Raw genomic sequence first — 19,604 nt, 5'->3', positions numbered from 1 at the left:
GCCTGCCCTCCACCCAGGAAGTTCGAGTTTCAACATTTGCGTCAGACGATAGGGTGCCGAGTGGGAGATCGCGCCCTGAGAGATCCCGCGTCTCGGCGATCGGCCCGTCACGCGCTCGTCGCCACCGGACGCCACAGGAGGTAGCCGGCCGCGGTCACCACCAAGGTTCCCACGAAGGCGATGAACACGAACCCCGCACCTTCGAGACCCATCGGTTCCGACAGCAGGCCCACCCCGATGACCGGCACCGAGATCCCCGCGTACACCACCACGAACAGGAGCGAGATCACCGCTGCGCGCCGGCACCCCGGGCACGCACCGTCTTCTGCACCACGGCGTCGGCGATTCACGCCATGCGGAGGGCGTGTGGGAGGCCGCCTCTTCACCCAGGGCTCATCGGGAGTCGGACGCACCCGAAGAGGTGAGGCAACAACTTCGGGCGCCGGCCGAGAGAACCCCGACGTGCGACCGGGCCTCAAGCACGGCTACGTGATCCCGCAGGAGATGTCGGGGTTCCAGGTTGCCGTGGGTCTCTACAAGGATGGGCCGACCATGTTCGGCGATCCGTGCCAGCCGCCGGGGAACGGGCGGTTTCCCGTGTGCTTGTGCACCGGCACCTAGGCGCCGGAGATTCGGCAGGGAGAACCGATGAATCCGGCTATGCGATCAGAGATCCCGGCGTCTGTGACCGAGGGACTACACCGAGGTGTACGGTCTGCTCCAGTCGCACCCGGTAACGATCAGGTAGGCGCGTGCCGGTGGGTGCAATGCGGCATGCGGCCGGTCAGCTTTCCCGACCCTGCGCCAGTTGCCCGTCGTTGCCGGCCAAAGGGACCGGACGAACCGGGCATCGGCGAGCAGGCCCGCGATCCGCCGGGCGCCCAACGCCTCGGGCGGGGCGGCTCCTGCCGGGGAACCGTGGCCGCCCTCTGCGGTGTCTCGAGCGCGGCGTCCGTCGTACCCGCGCCTTCGTCGTCCCGGTCGTGGCCGGCACGGGGTCGGCTACGGTTCCATTCGGGTGATCTCTCCGGTCTCCAAGGCGATGTAGAGGGCATCGTCCGGTCCCACCGCCAGGCCGTGCGGCTCGCAGGAGCGGCCCCCCGGCAGGTCGTACTCCTCGATGTGCCCGCCGGGGGTGATGGATCCGATGCGGCCGGTGCCCCATTCGGTGAACCAGCAGACCCCCCTCGCCGGGTCGGCGATGATCGCGTGGGGCCGGCAGGCGCGGTCCGGGAGGGGGTACTCCTGGATTCGGCCGTCTGTGTCGATCCGGCCGATCTGTCCGGCGCCGATCTCCACCAGCCACAGTGCGTCGTCCACGCCCTGCGTGATGCCGACCGGGCCGGCCTGTGCGGTGGGCAGCGGGTGGATCGTGACGTCTCCGTCGAGGCTGACACGGCCCACCGCGTTCGCCTGGTTCAAGGTGAACCACAGCGCGTCGTCGGGCCCGGTGGTGATGGCGGAAGGGAAGGCGCCGCTGACGGGCAGCGGGAACTCCGTCACGCGGCCATCGGTGCTGATACGGCCGATCCGGTCGGTGTGCATCTGCGTGAACCACAGCGCGTCGTCGCCGGCGGACGTGATGCCGAACGGGCCGCTGCCCGGCGTCGGGACCGGAAACGAGGACGTCTGGCCGCTGACAGTGATCCGTCCGATGCGGTGGTCCTGGCTGCGGGTGAACCACAAGGCCCCGTCGGGGCCGGTAGCGATGACCGACGGGCCGCAGGATACGGAGTCGAGCCGGTAGCGGTCGAGTTGGCCGGCGGGCGTCAGGCGGGCGATCTCACCGGCGTGGACCATGGTGAACCACAGCGCGTCGTCGGGGCCGGCGGTGATGGCGTAGGGGCCCGAGGCCGGGCCGGAAACGGGTATCTGTTTGATCGAGGCTGCATGGCGGGGCATCGGGGCTCCATGTGACGAATGGGGTGCTTACGGCGTCAGCGGGTGGCGGCGGATCTGGGAGTCGCCTGCAGGGCGAGGTGGGCACCGTGCCAGCGCCGGATCAGCCGGCGGTCGTGGCTGACGATCACGAGGGTGCCGTCGTAGTCGGCCAGGGCGGCTTCCAGGTCCTCGACGAGGGCCGGGGACAGATGGTTGGTGGGCTCGTCGAGCAACAGGACATCCGACGGTTCGCCGACCATCCGTGCCAGCGCGAGACGCTGCCGCTGCCCGGTGGACAAGGTGCCCACCAAAACGGTGAGCTGGTCGCGGTCGAACAGACCGAGACCCAGCAGCCGTTCGGCGTGGTCGGCGGCTTGTCCGGCTCGTCCGCGGGCGAAGGCGGCCAGCAGCGTGTCGTCCGGTCGGCCGGGTCGCGGTTCTTGCGGGAGGTAGCCGATCCTGCCCCGGCGGGCGAGGGTCCCGCTGTCGTGGGCCAGGTCCCCGGCCAGGACACGCAGCAGGGTGCTCTTACCCGCTCCGTTCGGTCCGGTGATCAGCAAGCGTTCCCCGGCCGTGACGGTAAGGGAGACGGGGCCGAGCCGGGCTGAGACGCTGACGTCAGTGGCGTCGAGCACGACGCCCCGCGCATGGCCTGCCCGCAGTACGGGGGCGAAGCGCAGCGGCTGCGGCAGGGGCGGGACCGGGTTCGCGAGAAGGCGGCGCAGGCGTTCCTCTGCCTGGCGTACCCGGCTGGCCACCGACTGCTGTACGCGGCCTGCCGCCCGGTCGTAGGCCATCTTGTTGCCGTCCTTCATCGCCCGGCCCGGGGCCACCCGGCGGGCGGTGGTCGCGGCGGTCTCGCGGAGCCGGTCCACGTCGGCTTGCCACTGGGCGTGCGCCTGGGCCCACCGCCGGCGGGCTGCCGCCTTCTCGGCGAGGTAGTCGGCGTAGCCGGTGCCGTACCGGATCACACCGCGCTGGTCGGCGTCCACCTCCAGCAGACTGGTGGCCACGCGTTCGAGGAAGACACGGTCGTGGCAGACCGCCACCGTGGTGCCGCGCCGGGTGCGCAGGTGTTCTTCCAGCCATCCGAGGGCCTCCTCGTCGAGATGGTTGGTCGGCTCGTCCAGCAGCAGCACCTCCGGGCTCGCTGCGAGAACGGCCGCCAGGCGCAACCGGACCTGCTCACCGCCGGACAGGCTGCCCACGGTACGGTCACGGTCCAGCATGCCCAGGCCGAGGCCGTACAGGGCACGTTCCACGCGGGCGTCGGCCTCGTAGCCGCCACGCAGTTCGAAGACCGTCAGCAGCTCGCCGTACTCGGCCATACTCGACTCGTCGCCGTCGGCCATCGCCGCCTCGAGGCGGCGCATCCGCCGCTCGATCGCGCGCAGCTCGCCCAGGGCCCGGTCGATGACCTCCTGCACGGTCGCAGCAGGGGGGAGCCGCCCGTCCTGCGGGAGGTAGCCGACGCCGCCGTCGGCGTGGATGATGACCTCTCCCTGGTCGGGCCGCTCGCGGCCGGCGAGCAGGCGCAGCAGGGTGGTCTTGCCGGACCCGTTCTCGCCGATGATCCCGGTGCGCTCGCCCGCGGCGAGCGAGCACGTCACCGAGTCGAGGACGAGCCTGCCGCCCAGGGACTTACTGACGGCGAGAGCGGTGATCTGCGTAGGCATGCGAAGACTCCGAAGCATTCGAGGACGGGGCGGCCCCCACGGGCCGCTGGGTCAGGTGAACGCTTCGGAAGAGCATCGACGACTCCACTAGTGCGACAACAGTTGCATTAAGATGCTGTCATGACGCCGTCCCGCCGAGCAACCGGATTCCCGGCCGGAGATTCCTCGCCTCCGCCGGCGGCCCGGCGCCGCCCGGGCGGTCGCACCAGCCGCATCCGCGTGCAGGTGCTCGACGCGGTTCGCGCAGAGCTGGTGGAAGTCGGCTACGACGCACTCACCGTGGATGCCGTCGCGGCCCGCGCGGGCGTCCACCGCACGACGGTGTACCGACGCTGGCGGGACGTCGGCGGACTCCTCGCCGATGTCCTCGACGCTGCGAGCGACGACGACTGGCAGCCCGAGGACACCGGCACCCTGCCAGGAGACCTGGCGGCGCTGAACCACCAGATCCACACGGCACTGACCGCCCAGCCGCCGGTCACCGCAGCACTGATCGCCGCCTCCTTCCGATCCGACGAAGCCGCCCGCGCCCTGCAGCGCTTCTGGGAGGACCGGTACGCACGCTGCGAGATCGTCGTAACGCGAGCAGCCCGGCGCGGGGAGATCCCCGCGCGCACCAACGCGCGGCACCTGCTCATCGCCGCCACCGCGCCGCTGTACCACCAACTGGTACTTCTCCGCACGCCTCCCGATCCTCATCTGCCCGACCACGCAGCCAGGGGCGCCGCCCTCGCGGCATCCGCCGGCGCCTTCACCGAGTCCCCGCAGGACGACCACGCCTGACCGGACCGGGCAACGCGCTGTGATCCGCCGGCCGGGAGGCTGGACGTGCGTCCAGTGGCGGCAATCGCCGACCGGCAGACTGTCGAGTGTGCCGAGTGCCTCCGAGCTCGCGCAGATCACTCAGCGTCAGCCCCCTCCGGGCTCGGCCGCGAATACGCGGCACCTGAACATGCGAGCTCACCGGTCCCGGGGGGCCTTCCCGGTCCGAGTACGGGACGTGTGGCTTCGTGCTCCAGTTCTGGCGCCGATGTCATGCCGCAGGCGGGGGTGCGACAAGCGGTGGGTTGAGGCGGGCGAAGCCTTCCTGGCGCTGATAGGGGAAGTACGGGTAGGGCGCTGTCCTGCCGCTGGCAGCGTCGAGTTTCGCCGTCTGGTCGGGCGTGAGGCTCCAGCCGACGGCGCCGAGGTTCTGGCGGAGCTGGTTCTCGTCGCGGGCACCGATGATGACGGAGGAGACGGTCGGCCGCTGCAGCAGCCAGTTGATGGCGATCTGCGGAATGCTTCTGCCGGTCTCCTCCGCGATCTCGTCGAGGGCGTCGACCACGCGGTAGAGGTGTTCGTCCTCGACCGGCGGGCCGTAGTCCGCGGTGTGGTGCAGGCGGCTGTTGGCCGGGAGCGACTGGCCTCGGCGGACTTTGCCGGTGAGCCGTCCCCAGCCGAGCGGGCTCCAGACGAGGGCTCCCAGTCCCTGGTCGAGTCCGAGGGGCATCAGCTCCCATTCGTAGTCGCGGCCGATGAGGGAGTAGTAGACCTGATGGGCGACGTAGCGCGGGTGGCCGTGTCTCTCCGCGCTGGCGAGGGATTTCATCGCCTGCCAGCCGGAGAAGTTGGAGATGCCGAGGTAGCGGACCTTCCCGGCTCGTACGAGATCGTCGAGTGTGGACAGGACTTCCTCCACCGGTGTGCCGGCGTCGAAGGCGTGCAGTTGGAACAGGTCGATGTAGTCGGTGCCGAGCCGGCGCAGGGCGTCCTCACATGCGGTGATCAGGCGTGAACGGGAGGAGCCCGCATCGCCCGGGCCGTCGCCCATCGGCAGGCCGGTCTTGGTGGACACGATCACCTGGTCCCTGCGGCCTTTGATCGCTTCGCCCAGCACCTCCTCGGAGGCTCCGCTGGAATAGACGTCGGCGGTGTCGAACATCGTGATCCCGGCGTCGAGGCAGATGTCCACGAGACGGCGCGCTTCTTGCGCGTCGGTGCTTCCCCAGGCGCCGAACAACGGCCCGTGGCCGCCGAAGGTGCCGGTGCCGAAGCTCAGTGCGGGGACCTTGAGGCCAGATGCACCCAGCCGCCTGTATTCCATACCTGTTCCTCTCTCGTCGCCCGATCTGACTAATGGGCCTATGGTTCCGTTAACCTGGGTCTCAACGTAGCAGGTGTGAGTGATTAACGAAACTGGAGTCCCGTTATGGGGTTTGAGGGTGCGGATCCGGGGACCGTCCGTCCTGGTGGACGCACGGCGCGGGTGCGGGCGTCGGTACTGCGAGCGGCTGGGGACGCCTTGGCGGAACACGGCTTCGCCCACCTGGACCTCGCCGACGTCGCACGCCGAGCCGAGGTGGGCAAGACCACCGTCTACCGCCGCTGGGGCACGGTCACCGCCCTGGTGGCCGATCTGCTGGTGGACATGGCCGAACAGTCACTGCCGCGCACCGAGACCGGCTCGCTGCTCGGTGACCTCAAGGCCAACGCCCGGCTCGTGCAGCGCACCTTGGCAGACCCGCGGCAAGGAGCGCTGTTCAAGGCGGTGATCGCCGCAGCCACCTGCGAGGCGAAGACAGCCGAGGCCCTGCACCGCTTCTACGACATCCGTGTCGGGGAGTGGGCGCCCTGCGTCCAGCAGGCCATCGACCGGGGCGAGGTACCCAAGGGCACCGATGCCCACGAGGTGATCCGCGCCGTCTCCGCCCCCCTCTACTACCGCCTGCTGACCAGCAGCGGCCACCTCGATGAAGCCGCCGCGGACCAGGCCGCCGAGGCCGCAGTGGCTGCGGCACGTGCGGGAGCGTACCTGCGGGGCGACGGAGATCGCGCGTGACCGGCTGTCCGCAAGAACAGCGGGGGGACTGGTACGCCCGCGTGTTCGGGAGTCGCGTATGTGCCGTGGCCGTCGGCTGATCGTCACCGGGCGGCGGCGCGCTGGACTACAGCGGCACGGACTTCTCCGCCGGCACGGTGGGCTTCCACCTCGGCGAGCCAGTGCCACGGGAGTGCGATGCAGCGGACGACGCAGGCGACCCCTCGATCACCCCGAGTGCTGATTCCCTGACGCGTTGTCAGTGGCTTCTGTCAGCATGTGGTGGTGTGCGGTGAGTTGTGACGAGGGGGAGGCTTGTATGCCTTGGGTACGGTCGTACGTGCGCTCTGACGGGACACCGGTTCGCGGTCATGCGCGGTGGGCTCCGGGCGCCGGACGGGAGACGATGATCTTCGGTTTCATGGCCTTGGCCGTGGTCGGGCTGGGCAACAGCAACGTCTCTGCCGGGGAGACCGGGTCTCCGCCGCCGAAGTCGACGGTGCAGTATCCGATCCGGTTCGACCACGCCCCTGCCGAGCGGGCGCCGGAGCCTCGTCCGTCGGTGTCGTACCCGATCCGGTGGGAGCGGTGACCCGGCGGCGGCCGCCGGCTCGGCGGCGTACGAGGCGACCGAGGCGACGGCAGCAGCAGCGGGAGGCGCAGTTGCTCGTCTTCGCCGTGGTGACGGCTGCTGCCATCGGTCTGGTGGTGATGACGGTCAACTGGCTGCTGGCGCACTGGTGGGTCCTCGTCGTGATCCTGGTGCTCGCGGTGCTGGCGGGTGCGGGCCGGCTGTACAACCGGCAGCAACGGGCGCGGTGGGAGGCCGTGCGGGCGCAGGGCCTGCGCTACGGGCTTCCTCAGCTGGACGCGCTGCACCACACGCGGTTCGAGGATGCGGTACGGGAGCTGATGCAGCGCGACGGCTGCCGGGATGCGCAGCGGGTCGGCGGCCGTGGGGACTTGGGCGCGGACGTGAAGGCCACGGATCCGTTCGGACGGCACTGGGTGATCCAGTGCAAGCACCGCCGCAACGGTGCCCAGGGTTCGGCGGTGGGGACGCCGGATCTGCAGGTGCTCAACGGGACGGCCCGGCAGGTGCACGGGGCGGACGTCGCGGTGATCGTCACGAATGGCCGGGTGACCGGTCCCGCGGTGCTGTTCGCCAGGCAGCAGCGGCTGCACGTCGTCGACCGCCAGACGCTGGCCGTGTGGGCGTCGGGCTCGCGTCCACTGTGGGAGCTGCTGCGGGCGGTTCCGCCCCCGCGTGGCCCAACACCCATGAGCTGAAAGGCAGTGCCACGATCAACAACACTGTCACCGCACAAGACAGTCGAGCACGGCTGCCCTCTGTCATCTGCCGACGCGGCTCCCGCGCTCCGACTCGGACTCACTTGAGGAGAACCGCTCGCGCGATCTCATCGGGGGCGGCGCACGCCTCGGCGACCAGTTTCCCGTCTGCGGACCAGGTGCCCGAGCGGCCGGACGTGCGGTCGAAGCCGCCACCGGTCGGACCCGCGAAGGCCGCCGTGGCGACCCGCACACCGTAGTCGGCTGCGACCCCGCGGGCGCGCTCGCCGTGGATCCCGGCCTCGTGATCGGCGGGGGCAACCCCAGCCACATACCCGTAGATGCCCAGCGCCGCGGTCCTCGCGGCGTGCGCGGGGATACCCGTGTCGCGGCAGACGCTCCAGAGTGGGCAGTCCTCCGTCCCGAGGCCACGGTTCCACTCGCACGGCCCGACCTCGGCGGACGCGGTGGCTTCCGTGGTGGCGGCGGTCGAAGGCTCTTTCCAGGACCGGGCGCGGCGCGGTCAGGACCGTGCCGGCAGGTGCCCGAGGTCGGGGCCGGGTCGATCGCGACTGCCGTGTCCGTGGCGGCCGGCGGCTCGACGGCCGGGGCCTCGACGGGCATCGAGCCGAACCCTTGTCCGGTCGCGTCCAGCGGCACCGTCACCGTCGACGGACCACGCCGACGAGCGTCCGGCCCACCGCTCCGCAGGCTCGTCATTTCCGGCCCGAGGGCCGGGTATCCGCGGAAGGCGGCCTCGGTGAAGCCCGCGGCGTCGGACGGAAACGACGGGGCACCGGCCGGTCGTGCGGAGGGTCCGGGCGGATGAGAGCCTCACGGGAGGTGCCTTCCCGCCGAACGAGCACATGGACGGCGGCATGCACCGGACGACGGCCTCCATAGCCTTGTCAGTGCCACGGAACGGCATGTATAACGTTGTAAAACTTGAGCCCGGCGGCTCGGCGCACGACTCATGGTGACGGCACACCATCCGCACCGGCCAACCGAGTCGGGCCGCTCACGAAGGGATTGTCGTGCGGGTCAGCCTCAAGGACGTCGCCGCGCACGCGGGGGTCTCCATCAAGACCGTCTCCAACGTGGTGAACAACTACCAGCACGTCACCCCGGCCATGCGCGAGCGTGTCCAGCGGTCCATCGACGCGCTCGGCTACCAGCCCAACCTTGCCGCCAGGCATCTGAGGAAGGGACGCACGGGCATCATCGCCCTCGCGCTGCCCGAGCTCGGGAACCCCTACTTCGCCGAACTGGCCGCCTCCGTCATCGACGCCGCCTCCCAGCACGACTACATTGTGCTGCTCGACCACACCGGTGGATCGCGCGAGCAGGAACTCCTGGTGAGCCAGGGTTTCCGCGCACGCGTGATCGACGGGCTCATCCTCAGTCCCATCGAGCTGGAGAGCGCGGACCTGCGCGACCGCTCCGAGGACGTGCCGCTGGTGCTGCTCGGCGAACGGGACTACGACCTGCCGTACGACCACATCGCGATCGACAATGTCGCCGCAGCCCGCGCCGCCGTCCGGCATCTGATCGGGCGCGGGCGGCGGGAGGTGGCCTTCATCGGGGCCCGGCGCAAGCGGAGCGAGCCCGCCCAACTGCGCGTACGGGGATGGCGCGAGGAGCTGACCGCCGCGGGGCTCCCGGCCGACGAAGGGCTCGTCGCGGCCACCGACGGCTGGGGGCACGCCGACGGGGCGCTGGCCATGAATGACATTCTGGACAGCGGACGGCGGCCCGACGCGGTGTTCGCCTACAACGACCCGATGGCGATCGGGGCGATGCGGGTGCTGCACGAGCGGGGCCTGCGGGTGCCGGAGGACATCGCCGTCGTGGGATTCGACGATGTGATCGAGGGGCGCTTCGGCGCGGTCACCCTCACGTCCGTGTCCCCGGACAAGGCGGCCATCGGCCGGCTCGCGGTGGAATCGGTGCTCGCCCGGCTGGGCGGCCGGGCACCGGAACCGCGTCGCATCTGGGCGGACTACCAGCTTGTGGAACGGGAGAGCACACTGGGCCGCCCCGCCGGCGCGGACCGGGGAACCACCTGACGAGCGCCCCCGTCGCCGGAGTGGCCGCCCCCGTGGCTTGAGGGCCGGGGACTCACCGCGGTGGACACACACACCGACCGCGGAGTTCACAGTGAGCCAGGGCCGGTGCAGGAACACGGACACCACAGCCGCGCACGGGCTTCGGCGTGAGCACCCGCTGCCGGCCAGGACTCGGAGCGGCCTGACGGGCGCAGGGTCCTCGTGCCACGTGCGCACAGCGGCCGCGGTGTTCACAGCGGTGGCTCCGGACCGGCGCCTCCACACAGAAACAGCGACCTCCCAACCACGGTGTGAACACCGCACACCATGGTCACGGGACCCCGTACGGCGCCACGAACCCCGCGTCTTCGTATCGGCGCGTTCGCGACTGCGGAGTTCACACCGGTGCGGGCGAACCCGTCGGGGCCGCCGCCACGCCCGGCTCCGAATGTGAACACCGGGCGCGGCGTTCACGGGCAGCACGGTGGCGGCCGTCGCCGGCGAGGGGCGCTGTCCACCCCTCACGACACCGTTGCGCTCCGGGCGAGCCACGCTCGCTCGAGCAGACCGGTCCCACCGCGACTTCGGCGGCCGGCCCCCGCCCGGACAGAGGTACGCCCGTGGTGCCCCACCCGTCGTTCTCCCGCGAAATCCCCACGGCATCAACGCACTTCACCGCATGCGGTGCCACCTGCGCGCTCGTCCCCTGGTGCAAGCGCTTCCCCCGCCGTCCGTCTCCGGTGCGACACCGAGGCCCTGGTTCGACCAGCCGCCCCCTCCCCCTCCCACCTTGCGCGCAAGGGGTTTACAGCATCCTTCCAACGATGTAAAACCTCCTTGCGGCACACCGGACGCCGCCGTGCACAGGGGGAGCAGCTCCACATCTGCGCATCCTTCGGCTTCCCAGTTCCCTTTTCAGCGTCACCCGGATCGGGGTCACCATGCAGCGCACCACTCACCGTTCTCTCGTTCTCGCCCGCCCTCTGGTCGTGGCCTTGGCCGCTGCCGTGGCCCTGACCGCCACTTCTTGCGCCAAGTCGGAGGACGACGCGGCGGACAGCAAGAAGTCCCCGGCGGCCGCTGCCGACGCCGGCCAGAAGGTCGTCACACCGAAGCCGGGCAGCAAGACCTGCACCATCGACTCCTACGGCGGCGAGAAGATCGACCTGAAGGACGCCACGGTCGGGTTCTCCCAGTCGGAGAAGGAGGCCAACCCCTTCCGCATTGCCGAGACGCAGTCCATCAGGGACGAAGCGGCCAAGCGGGGCGTCAAGCTGCTGACGGCCAACGCCCAGTCGCAGTTCTCCAAGCAGATCAGCGATGTGCAGGACCTGCTCGCCAAGGGCGCCGACCTGCTGGTGATCGCCCCGCTCAACTCCGACGGCTGGGACCCGGTGCTGCAGGCCGCGGCCGCGAAGAAGGTCCCGATCGTCACCATCGACCGTAAGATCAACGCCACGGCCTGCAAGGACTACGTCTCCTTCATCGCCTCGGACTTCGTCGAGCAGGGCCGGCGTGCCGCCGACCAGATGATCGAGGCCACCGGCGGCAAGGGCGAGGTCGCCATCCTGCTGGGCTCGGCCGGGAACAACGTCACCACCGAGCGCACCCAGGGATTCAAGGAGCGCGTCGCCGAGAAGGCCCCCGGCCTGAAGGTCGTGTTCGAACAGACCGGTGACTTCACCCGTGAGAAGGGCCAGCAGGTCACCGAGCAGCTCATCCAGTCCAAGCCCGGCATCAAGGGCATCTACGCGGAGAACGACGAGATGGGCCTGGGCGCGATGGCCGCGCTCAAGGGCGCCGGAAAGAAGGCGGGCGACGTCAGGATCGTCACGGTCGACGGTACGCGCAACGCCGTGCAGGGCGTCGTCGACGGCTGGATCAGCGGTGTCATCGAGTCCAACCCGAGGTTCGGCCCGCTGGCGTTCCAGACGCTGGACACCTTCACCCGGGGCAAGGAAGTCCCCCAGGACATCATCATCCAGGACAGCGCCTACAACGCCGACAACGCCGAGCGGGACCTCGGCAAGGCCTACTGATCTCGCCGCGGGGCCCGGGGTTTCCGGGCCCCGGCCCGTCCGTCACCCCATTCTTCCTGGAGGCACAGGTGGCTCCCCCCGCCGAAGTCCTCGCCGTCCGCGGACTGAGCAAGACCTTTCCCGGCGTCCGGGCCCTGGACGACGTGGACCTGACCCTGCACGCCGGTGAGGTCCACGCCCTGATCGGCGAGAACGGCGCCGGCAAATCGACGCTCATCAAGCTCCTCACCGGGGTCCACCGGCCCGACGCCGGTGACATCGTTTTCCAGGGCCGCACGGTCTCCTTCGTCACCCCGCTGGAGGCCCAGAGGGCAGGGATCTCGACCATCTACCAAGAGGTCAACCTCATTCCGCTGCTGAGCGTGGCCCGCAACCTCTTCCTGGGCCGCGAGCCGCGCAACCGCTTCGGCCTGCTGGACTTCGCCCGTATGAACCGCGAGGCCGAGGAGACCCTGCGCGCCTACGGCGTGCGGGTGGACGTCCGCCGGCCGCTGCGCAGCCTCGGTGTGGGTGCGCAGCAGATGGTCGCCCTGGCCCGCGCCGTGGCGAGCGAGGCACGCATCGTCATCATGGACGAACCGACCTCCTCCCTGGAACCCCGGGAGGTCGAGACGCTGTTCTCGGTCATCCGCCGGCTGCGCGAGGCGGGCATCGCCGTCGTCTACGTCAGTCACCGTCTCGACGAGCTGTACGCGGTGTGCGACACGGTCACCGTGCTGCGCGACGGACGCCGTGTGCACCACGGCCGCCTCGCCGAACTCGACCGGCTCTCCCTGGTGTCCACCATGCTCGGCCGGGAACTGGGCGAGGTCCGCAAGGAGGGCCTGACGAAGTTCACCGGTGCCCATCACGCCACGGACACCGAACCGGTGCTGGACGCACGTGATGTGACGGTCCCCCACCAGTTGCACGGAGTGTCCGTGAGCATCCGCCCCGGCGAGGTCGTCGGACTGGGCGGGCTGCTCGGCTCCGGACGCACCGAGACCGCGAAGGCCATCTCCGGTGCGCTGGCGACGAGTTCGGGCAGGGTGACGGTGGCCGGGGTCGCGCTCCGCGCCGGCTCCACACCCGCGGCCATCCGGGCGGGCATCAGTCTGCTGCCGGAGGACCGCAAGAGCGAGGGCATCGTGCCCGGTCTGTCGGTCCGGGAGAACATCTCCCTGGCCGTCCTGCCCCGGCTCTCCCGCTTCGGCCTGGTCTCCGAGGCCCGCGTGGACAGCATCGTGGAGACCTTCATCGAGCGGCTGCGCATCAAGGCGTCCTCGCCGCACCAGAAGGTGGGCGAACTGTCGGGCGGCAACCAGCAGAAGGTGCTGCTCGCCCGCTGGCTGGCGATGAACCCGAAGGTGCTGCTCCTGGACGAGCCCACCCGGGGCATCGATGTCGGAGCGAAGGCCGAGGTGCAAAAGCTCGTGGACGAACTGGCCGCGGACGGCCTGGGCGTCCTGCTCATCTCCTCCGATCTGGAGGAACTGATCGAAGGGTCCGACCGCGTGGTCGTACTGAAGGACGGCGCCGTCGTCGGCGAGCTGACCGGCGACGAGGTGACCGAGGACAAGCTGATGCGGACCATCGCCGGGCACGCCCCGGACGGGCACGCGGTTCAGGAGGCGGCCACCGATGGTTGAAGCCACCCTCAAGACCGTCCCCCTGGACAAGGCCCGCATCCTGCAGTGGCTGCAGACGTACGGCGTCTACGCCGGTGTGGCGTTGCTGATGGTCGTCAACGTCGTCATGACCCCGCACTTCCTGTCCGCGGAGAACTTCCGTACCCAGGCCGTGCAGGTCGCCCCCGTCATCATCGTCGCGCTGGGCATGGCCCTGGTCATCGGTACCGAGGGCGTCGACCTCTCGGTCGGTGCCGTGATGGCCCTCGCGGCCTCCGTGACGGCCCTCTACCTCGGCTACGGGCTCCTGCCGGCGCTGCTCGTGGTGGCGGTGTTCGCCGCGGGGGTCGGGCTCGCCAACGGCGTGCTGGTCGCGTTCGTCGGGGTGCAGCCGATCGTGGCAACACTGGCGCTCATGGTCGGTGGCCGGGGTCTCGCCCTGGTGCTGCTGCCGCAACTCGAGGACCTGCGCAACCCCGCACTGGCCTCCCTGGGCTCCGGTGACGTGCTGGGCATCCCGTATCTGATCCTGATCGCCGCCGTGCTGGCGCTGCTGGTGGCCTTCACCGTCCGTCGCACCACATTCGGACGGCAGCTTCTCGCGATCGGCGACAGCCGCCCCGCGGCACAGCTCGCCGGACTGCCGGTGCGCCGGGTGCTGATCGTGGTGTATGTCGTCTGCGCGCTGCTCGCCGCGGTGGCGGGCGTTCTCGCCACGGCACGGCTGGGGGCCAGCGACCCGACCTCGCTGGGCAATCTGATGGAGCTGTCCGCCATCACCGCCGTCGTGGTCGGCGGGACACCGCTGACCGGTGGGCGGGTGAACATCGCCGGCACGGTGGCGGGAGCCGTGCTCATCCAGTTGCTCACCGCCACCCTCATCAAGCACGATCTGCCGCCCTCCTGGACGCAGATCGCGCAGGCCATAGTGATCGTGTGCGCGGTCTACGCGGCACGGGGACGGGGGAAGCGATGACCGCCACGAAGACGGACGCCCCGGTGACCGCGACGAGTGACAAGCCACCGGCGCCGGCCGGCGGGCCCGTGGGTTCCGCCCGTTCCGAGCGGGTGAGCGCGCTGGTCCAGCAGCACGGCGCGCTGGCGGTGCTGGTGGTCGTCTCCCTGGTGGCGTCGTTCAGCTTCGACTCCTTCGCCACCGGCGACAACGTCAGCAACATGGCGACGAGTTCGGCGTTCCTGGCGATCGTCGCGCTCGGCATGACCTTCGTGATCATCACCGGCGGCATCGACCTGTCGGTGGGTTCGCTGTTCGCGCTGGGCGGGGTCCTGGCGGCCTGGGGGTCCCGGCACGGGACCCTGGTGGCGCTGCTGCTGCCGCTCCTGGTGTGCGGCGCCGTCGGCGTGGTCAACGGGCTGCTCGTGGCCCGGTCCCGGCTGGCACCCTTCATCGTGACCCTGGCGGCCATGCTCGGTGCGCGCGGTCTGATGCTGGCACTCACCGACGAGGGCGCCGACACCTATCTGATCGGCAAAGGTTCCTTCCTCGCCGAACTCGGTCAGGGCAGCACCCTGGGTCTCGGCAACCCCGTCTGGATCACCCTGGGGATGTTCGTCGCCGGGGCCGTCGTGCTGCGCCGTACGCGGTTCGGCCAGCATGTGTACGCGGTCGGCGGGAACGAGGACGCGGCGGCGCTGATGGGTGCTCCGGTGGCCCGTACGAAGATCCTCGTCTACACCCTGTCCGGAGTACTGGCGGGCCTGGCCGGCGCGCTCAACGCGGCCTGGCTCGCCTCGGGGGTGACCATCCTCGGCAACGGCATGGAGTTGGAGGCCATCGCCGCCGTCGTCATCGGAGGCACCCTGCTCACGGGCGGACTCGGCTACGTCAGCGGCGCTCTGGTCGGGGTGCTGCTGCTCAAGGTGATCCAGAACGTCATCAACCAGATCGGCTCGCTGGACTCCTCCTACCAGCAGGTCGTCAGCGGCGCCTTCCTGGCCGTCGTGGTCGTCGCCCAGACCTGGCTGGGCCGCCGACGGCAACTGATGTAGAGCTCCGGACGCGGCAGCGGGCCACTGAGGGCTCCCCGCCGCCGCGTCCGGTACCAGGGCGGCCGGTCACGCTCCGACGTGGGCCGGCCGTTTCTCGCACGCGCACGTCTCCCACCCCCACTTCCCAAGGAGTGACGATGCGTCGAGTACTCGCCCCACCTGCCCGCCTCCCTCGCGTCAGACGCTGGTCGCGGTGGTTCACCGCCCTGTCGGCCGTGCTGGCCGTGCTGGCCGTGCTGGCCGGCACGGCGCTCACCGGTTCCGGCACCGCGACCGCGGCGCCCCGGGCGTGGGCTCCCAAGCCGGCGCCGATGACCACGCCCTGGACCGGTCAGGTCTCCGTCGACAACCCGCTGCCCGAATACCCCCGGCCCCAGCTCACCCGTCCCGACTGGGCCAACCTCAACGGCATCTGGGACTTCGCCGTCACCGCGGCGGACGCCGGCCGGCCGGCGTCGTTCACCGAGCAGATCCGGGTCCCGTTCGTCGCCGAGTCGGCCCTGTCCGGCATCCAGCGCAAGATCACGCAGAACGACAGGCTCTGGTACCAGCGCGTCTTCACCGTCCCGTCGGGCTGGGACGGCCGCCGTGTCCGGCTCAACTTCGGTGCCAGTGACTGGCGTACCACCGTGTGGGTCAACGACCGGCAGGCCGGTGTCACCCACAGCGGCGGTTTCGACTCCTTCTCGTACGACATCACCGATCTGCTGAACGCCGGCACGAACACCCTCGTCGTCTCCGTGTGGGACCCCACCCAGACCGGCGGTCAGGCGGTCGGCAAGCAACGGCTCAACGACGTGGCACCGCATCCGGGTGGGGGCATCTTCTACACGGCCGCGTCCGGCATCTGGCAGACGGTGTGGCTGGAGCCCACGGCGGCCGCGCACATCACCCGCCTCGACATGGTGCCCGACCTCACGAACAACCGTCTGAAGGTCACCGTACGAGGGGCGGGAACCAACGGTCATCAGGCTCGCGTGACCGTCTCCAGCGGCGGTACCGCGATCGGCACGGCCAGCGGTCCGGTCGGAGTCGAGTTCACCGTCGCGGTGCCGAACGCCCACCGGTGGTCGCCGGACGATCCGTTCCTCTACGACGTGAGGGCCCAGCTGCTGGCCGGCTCCACGACGGTCGACTCCGTCGGCAGCTACACCGGCATGCGCTCCATCGGCCTGGCCCGGGTCGACGGCATCCTGCGCCCCGTCCTGAACGGGGAGTTCGTCTTCCAGACGGGCACCCTGGACCAGGGCTACTGGCCGGACGGCATCTACACCGCCCCGACCGACGCCGCCCTCCGGTACGACTTGCAGAAGCACAAGGACCTCGGCTTCAACATGGTCCGCAAGCACATCAAGGTCGAACCGCAGCGCTGGTTCTACTGGGCCGACCGGCTCGGTCTGCTGGTCTGGCAGGACATGCCCTCCATGGAGCGCACCCCGGACGCCGCCGGGCGCGCCCAGTGGGAGGCGGAGTACGACCGCGTCATCGACCAGCACCGCAGCTCACCGTCCCTGGTGATGTGGGTCAACCAGAACGAGGGATGGGGCCAGTACGACCAGGCGCGCATCGCCGACGAGGTCAAGGCGTACGACCCCTCCCGCCTGGTGGACAACATGAGCGGCGTCAACTGCTGCGGGGCCGTGGACGGCGGCAACGGCGACGTCGTCGACCATCACGTCTACGTCGGTCCCGGCACCACGGTGCCCAGTGCCACGCGCGCCGCCGTGCTCGGCGAGTTCGGCGGGCTCGGCTTCGCGGTGGCCGGGCACGAGTGGTATCCCGGCGGCGGTTTCAGCTACGAGGACCAGCCCGACCTCGCGCATCTGGGCGACCGGTTCGTCGGGTTGCTGGACGGCATCCGTGAGGTGCGGATGCCCAAAGGACTGTCCGCGTCGGTCTACACCGAGATCACCGACGTCGAGAACGAGGCCAACGGCCTGCTCACCTACGACCGCCAGGTCGTCAAGGTGGACGAGGCCAGGGTCAGGGCCGCCAACCGGGCGCTGATCGACGCCTCCCGCTCGCCGGCCGCGCCGGTGACGCTGCCGACCGGGCAGTACACGTCCCTGCGCGTGACGACGCCGGGCCACACCGACCGCTACGTCCGGCACCAGGACGGCGCGGTGTTCACGGCGGTCGTCACCGGCGGCAGTGACACGCTGCTGAAGAACGACGCCACATGGCGGATCGTCCCCGGCCTGGCCGACAGCTCGTGCTACTCCTTCGAGTCGCGGAACTACGCAGGTGAGTACCTGCGCCACCGCAACTCCCGCGTGTACAAGGAGGGCGGCAGCAGCGACCTGTTCCGCGCGGACGCCACCTTCTGCCCCGTTCGGGGCGCGAACGGCGGTGTCAGGCTGTCCGCCTACAACTTCCCCGAGCAGTACCTGCGCCACTACCACGCCGAGTTGTGGCTGGCCACCCCGGGCGGAACACGCACCTGGGACAACCCCGCCCACTTCACGGAGGACACCACTTGGGCCGTGCAAGCGCCCTGGGCCCCGTGACCGCGGCGATGCCGGCCGCGTGAGAAGAGCGGTGGCGGCCGTACGCGGCCGCCACCGTACCCGTTTCCCCCACCACTGGAGCTCCTGGACGATGACTGCAACAAGGACCGGACTCGCCGCCAAGTGCTGCGCCACCCTGCTTGCCGGCGGCCTTCTGACAACGGTGTCACCCTCCGTCGCCGTCGCCGCACCCGACCACACGACCGCCGAGGCCGGCAATCCCTTCGTCGACGGCTGGTACGCCGACCCGGACATCGCGGTGTACGACGGCGCCTACTGGGTCTTCCCCACCACCTCTCGGCCCTACGGCCAGCAGACGCACCTGGACGCGTTCTCGTCCACCGACCTGGTCCACTGGACCAGGCACGGCGAGGTCCTGACCAAGGCGGACATCTCCTGGGCCGAGCGGGCGATGTGGGCACCCGCCCCGATCGAGCGCGACGGCAAGTACTACCTGTACTTCGCCGCCAACGACATCCAGAACAACTCCCAGCTCGGCGGGATCGGGGTGGCCGTCGCCGACCGTCCCGAGGGCCCGTACGAGGACGCCATCGGACGCCCGCTGATCTCACAGTTCCACAACGGTGCCCAGCCCATCGACCAGGACGTCTTCATCGACGACGACGGCCAGGCGTACATGTACTACGGCGGCTGGGGTCACGCGAACGTCGTCAAGCTCAACCCGGACATGACCAGCCTGGGCACCTTCGACGACGGATCGACATATCGGGAGATCACCCCGGCGGACTACGTCGAGGGATCCCAGATGTTCAAGCGGGACGGGAAGTACTACCTGATGTGGTCCGAGGGAGGCTGGACGGGGCCCGACTACTCGGTGTCGTACGCCATCTCCGACTCGCCGACCGGCCCCTTCGAGAAACTCGACAAGGTGCTCGCCCAGGACCCGGCGGTCGCCAGGGGGTCCGGCCACAACTCGGTCGTCAATGTGCCCGGCACCGACATCTGGTACATCTTCTACCACCGGCGCCCGCTCAGTGAGACGGACGGCAACCACCGTCAACTGGCGTACGACCGCATGTACTTCCGGTCCGACGGCACGATCGAGCGTATCGAGATGAAGGTGCGGGACAACTTCGCCGACGGTAACGCGCTCGGCTGGAAGACCTACGGCGGGTCCTGGGAGGCGACGGGCGGACGCTATCGGGCGGGTCCCTCCGCCGGTGGAAAGGCGCTGCTGGACACGGACTTCGCCGACTTCACCCAGGAGGCCGACGTCACCGTGTCCTCGCACGGTGGCGACGCCGGCCTCACGTTCCGGGTGACCCGGCCCGCGGTCGGTACCGACAGGTACAGCGGCTACTACGCGGGCATCAGCCCGAACGGTCAGGTGGTGCTCGGGAGGGTGAACGACTCCTGGACCCCGCTGCGGACCGCCGGTCTGCGGATCACTCCGGGCTCGACCCACAAGCTGCGGGTCACGGCCGTCGGCTCCTCCATCAAGGTGTACGTCGACGACATGCGGCGGCCCAGGATCTCGGTCACCGACGCCACGTACACCAGCGGCGCGAACGGTGTGCGGGTCTTCGGCACCGGCGCCGCGTTCGACAACGTGGCGGTGAGCCCCGCACAGTGACCCGTCCCACGGCGGAAGGTGGGGGGGGGGGGGGGGGGCCCCCACTCCTGCTGCGCGGGGGCTCCAGGCTTTGTCCCTCATCCCCCGCCCTCCACCCCCTCCCTGTGGGCGGCCTTTCGTCGGTCTCGAACTCTTTTCCCCCTCCCTCCCCAGAG

The 19,604-nt window shown here is 70.1% G+C and carries 14 protein-coding genes and 1 pseudogene; 10 read left to right on the top strand and 5 right to left on the bottom strand.

The window, feature by feature from the left end:
• Positions 1–107: 107 nt before the first annotated feature.
• The 3 genes and pseudogenes from ACZ5C2_RS31475 to abc-f all read right to left on the bottom strand — a co-directional run.
• A pseudogene (locus ACZ5C2_RS31475) lies at positions 108–317 on the bottom strand (MFS transporter); the annotation flags it as partial.
• Between the two features lie 685 nt (positions 318–1,002).
• A complete protein-coding gene (locus ACZ5C2_RS31470) occupies positions 1,003–1,902 on the bottom strand; it encodes a Vgb family protein (protein WP_468799004.1) in 900 nt (299 codons plus the stop codon).
• A 35-nt stretch (positions 1,903–1,937) separates the two neighbouring features.
• On the bottom strand, positions 1,938–3,557 hold the full coding sequence (abc-f, locus tag ACZ5C2_RS31465; RefSeq protein WP_468799002.1) for a ribosomal protection-like ABC-F family protein: 1,620 nt from the start codon (positions 3,555–3,557) through the stop codon (positions 1,938–1,940).
• 120 nt (positions 3,558–3,677) lie between these two features.
• On the opposite strand from abc-f, the gene ACZ5C2_RS31460 reads away from it, so the two are divergent.
• A complete protein-coding gene (locus ACZ5C2_RS31460) occupies positions 3,678–4,340 on the top strand; it encodes a TetR/AcrR family transcriptional regulator (RefSeq protein WP_468799000.1) in 663 nt (220 codons plus the stop codon).
• A 250-nt stretch (positions 4,341–4,590) separates the two neighbouring features.
• On the opposite strand, the gene ACZ5C2_RS31455 is transcribed toward ACZ5C2_RS31460, so the two are convergent.
• The gene (locus ACZ5C2_RS31455; RefSeq protein WP_468798998.1) at positions 4,591–5,643 is read right to left on the bottom strand and encodes an aldo/keto reductase; all 1,053 of its coding nucleotides are present in this window, start codon (positions 5,641–5,643) and stop codon (positions 4,591–4,593) included.
• A gap of 105 nt (positions 5,644–5,748) precedes the next feature.
• On the opposite strand from ACZ5C2_RS31455, the gene ACZ5C2_RS31450 reads away from it, so the two are divergent.
• Together ACZ5C2_RS31450 and ACZ5C2_RS31445 are read left to right on the top strand one after the other, a co-directional pair.
• A complete protein-coding gene (locus ACZ5C2_RS31450) occupies positions 5,749–6,378 on the top strand; it encodes a TetR/AcrR family transcriptional regulator (protein ID WP_468798996.1) in 630 nt (209 codons plus the stop codon).
• A 567-nt stretch (positions 6,379–6,945) separates the two neighbouring features.
• Positions 6,946–7,647, top strand: a complete 702-nt coding sequence (locus tag ACZ5C2_RS31445) for a restriction endonuclease (RefSeq protein ID WP_468798994.1) — start codon at positions 6,946–6,948, stop codon at positions 7,645–7,647.
• Positions 7,648–7,747: 100 nt separating this feature from the next.
• Here the strand turns inward: ACZ5C2_RS31445 and ACZ5C2_RS31440 are convergent, their stop codons facing one another.
• Positions 7,748–7,978 (bottom strand): hypothetical protein, encoded by a 231-nt coding sequence (locus ACZ5C2_RS31440; RefSeq protein WP_468798992.1) that lies wholly within the window; start codon positions 7,976–7,978, stop codon positions 7,748–7,750.
• 703 nt (positions 7,979–8,681) lie between these two features.
• Between ACZ5C2_RS31440 and ACZ5C2_RS31435 the strand changes: the two genes are divergently transcribed.
• From ACZ5C2_RS31435 to ACZ5C2_RS31405, 7 genes are all read left to right on the top strand, one after another.
• Positions 8,682–9,713: a LacI family DNA-binding transcriptional regulator gene (locus tag ACZ5C2_RS31435; RefSeq protein ID WP_468798990.1), complete on the top strand. Its 1,032-nt coding sequence runs from the start codon at positions 8,682–8,684 to the stop codon at positions 9,711–9,713.
• Between the two features lie 920 nt (positions 9,714–10,633).
• Positions 10,634–11,731, top strand: coding sequence for an ABC transporter substrate-binding protein (locus ACZ5C2_RS31430; protein WP_468798988.1), 1,098 nt, complete (start codon positions 10,634–10,636; stop codon positions 11,729–11,731).
• Positions 11,732–11,799: 68 nt separating this feature from the next.
• Positions 11,800–13,359, top strand: coding sequence for a sugar ABC transporter ATP-binding protein (locus tag ACZ5C2_RS31425; RefSeq protein WP_468798986.1), 1,560 nt, complete (start codon positions 11,800–11,802; stop codon positions 13,357–13,359).
• Positions 13,352–14,314: an ABC transporter permease gene (locus tag ACZ5C2_RS31420; RefSeq protein ID WP_468798984.1), complete on the top strand. Its 963-nt coding sequence runs from the start codon at positions 13,352–13,354 to the stop codon at positions 14,312–14,314. Before ACZ5C2_RS31425 ends, ACZ5C2_RS31420 begins: the two co-directional genes overlap by 8 nt.
• A complete protein-coding gene (locus ACZ5C2_RS31415; protein ID WP_468798982.1) occupies positions 14,311–15,348 on the top strand; it encodes an ABC transporter permease in 1,038 nt (345 codons plus the stop codon). Before ACZ5C2_RS31420 ends, ACZ5C2_RS31415 begins: the two co-directional genes overlap by 4 nt.
• 137 nt (positions 15,349–15,485) lie before the next feature.
• Positions 15,486–17,855 (top strand): AbfB domain-containing protein, encoded by a 2,370-nt coding sequence (locus ACZ5C2_RS31410; protein ID WP_468798980.1) that lies wholly within the window; start codon positions 15,486–15,488, stop codon positions 17,853–17,855.
• 91 nt (positions 17,856–17,946) lie between these two features.
• The gene (locus ACZ5C2_RS31405; protein WP_468798978.1) at positions 17,947–19,449 is read left to right on the top strand and encodes a glycoside hydrolase family 43 protein; all 1,503 of its coding nucleotides are present in this window, start codon (positions 17,947–17,949) and stop codon (positions 19,447–19,449) included.
• The last annotated feature ends 155 nt before the right edge of the window (positions 19,450–19,604 follow it).

The sequence above is a fragment of the Streptomyces sp. NPDC031365 genome (assembly GCF_055569765.1).
The sequence above is the reverse complement of the archived record's forward strand: the minus strand, read 5'-3'. Positions and strand labels throughout refer to the sequence as shown.

Excerpts from the sequence above, each read along its gene's own strand:
- ACZ5C2_RS31410 (WP_468798980.1), top strand. The coding sequence starts at position 15,486 with ATGCGTCGAGTACTCGCCCCACCTGCCCGCCTCCCTCGCGTCAGACGC.
- ACZ5C2_RS31460 (WP_468799000.1), top strand. The coding sequence starts at position 3,678 with ATGACGCCGTCCCGCCGAGCAACCGGATTCCCGGCCGGAGATTCCTCG.
- ACZ5C2_RS31420 (WP_468798984.1), top strand. The coding sequence starts at position 13,352 with ATGGTTGAAGCCACCCTCAAGACCGTCCCCCTGGACAAGGCCCGCATC.
- ACZ5C2_RS31405 (WP_468798978.1), top strand. The coding sequence starts at position 17,947 with ATGACTGCAACAAGGACCGGACTCGCCGCCAAGTGCTGCGCCACCCTG.
- ACZ5C2_RS31430 (WP_468798988.1), top strand. The coding sequence starts at position 10,634 with ATGCAGCGCACCACTCACCGTTCTCTCGTTCTCGCCCGCCCTCTGGTC.
- ACZ5C2_RS31455 (WP_468798998.1), bottom strand. The coding sequence starts at position 5,643 with ATGGAATACAGGCGGCTGGGTGCATCTGGCCTCAAGGTCCCCGCACTG.
- abc-f (WP_468799002.1), bottom strand. The coding sequence starts at position 3,557 with ATGCCTACGCAGATCACCGCTCTCGCCGTCAGTAAGTCCCTGGGCGGC.
- ACZ5C2_RS31450 (WP_468798996.1), top strand. The coding sequence starts at position 5,749 with ATGGGGTTTGAGGGTGCGGATCCGGGGACCGTCCGTCCTGGTGGACGC.
- ACZ5C2_RS31470 (WP_468799004.1), bottom strand. The coding sequence starts at position 1,902 with ATGCCCCGCCATGCAGCCTCGATCAAACAGATACCCGTTTCCGGCCCG.
- ACZ5C2_RS31415 (WP_468798982.1), top strand. The coding sequence starts at position 14,311 with ATGACCGCCACGAAGACGGACGCCCCGGTGACCGCGACGAGTGACAAG.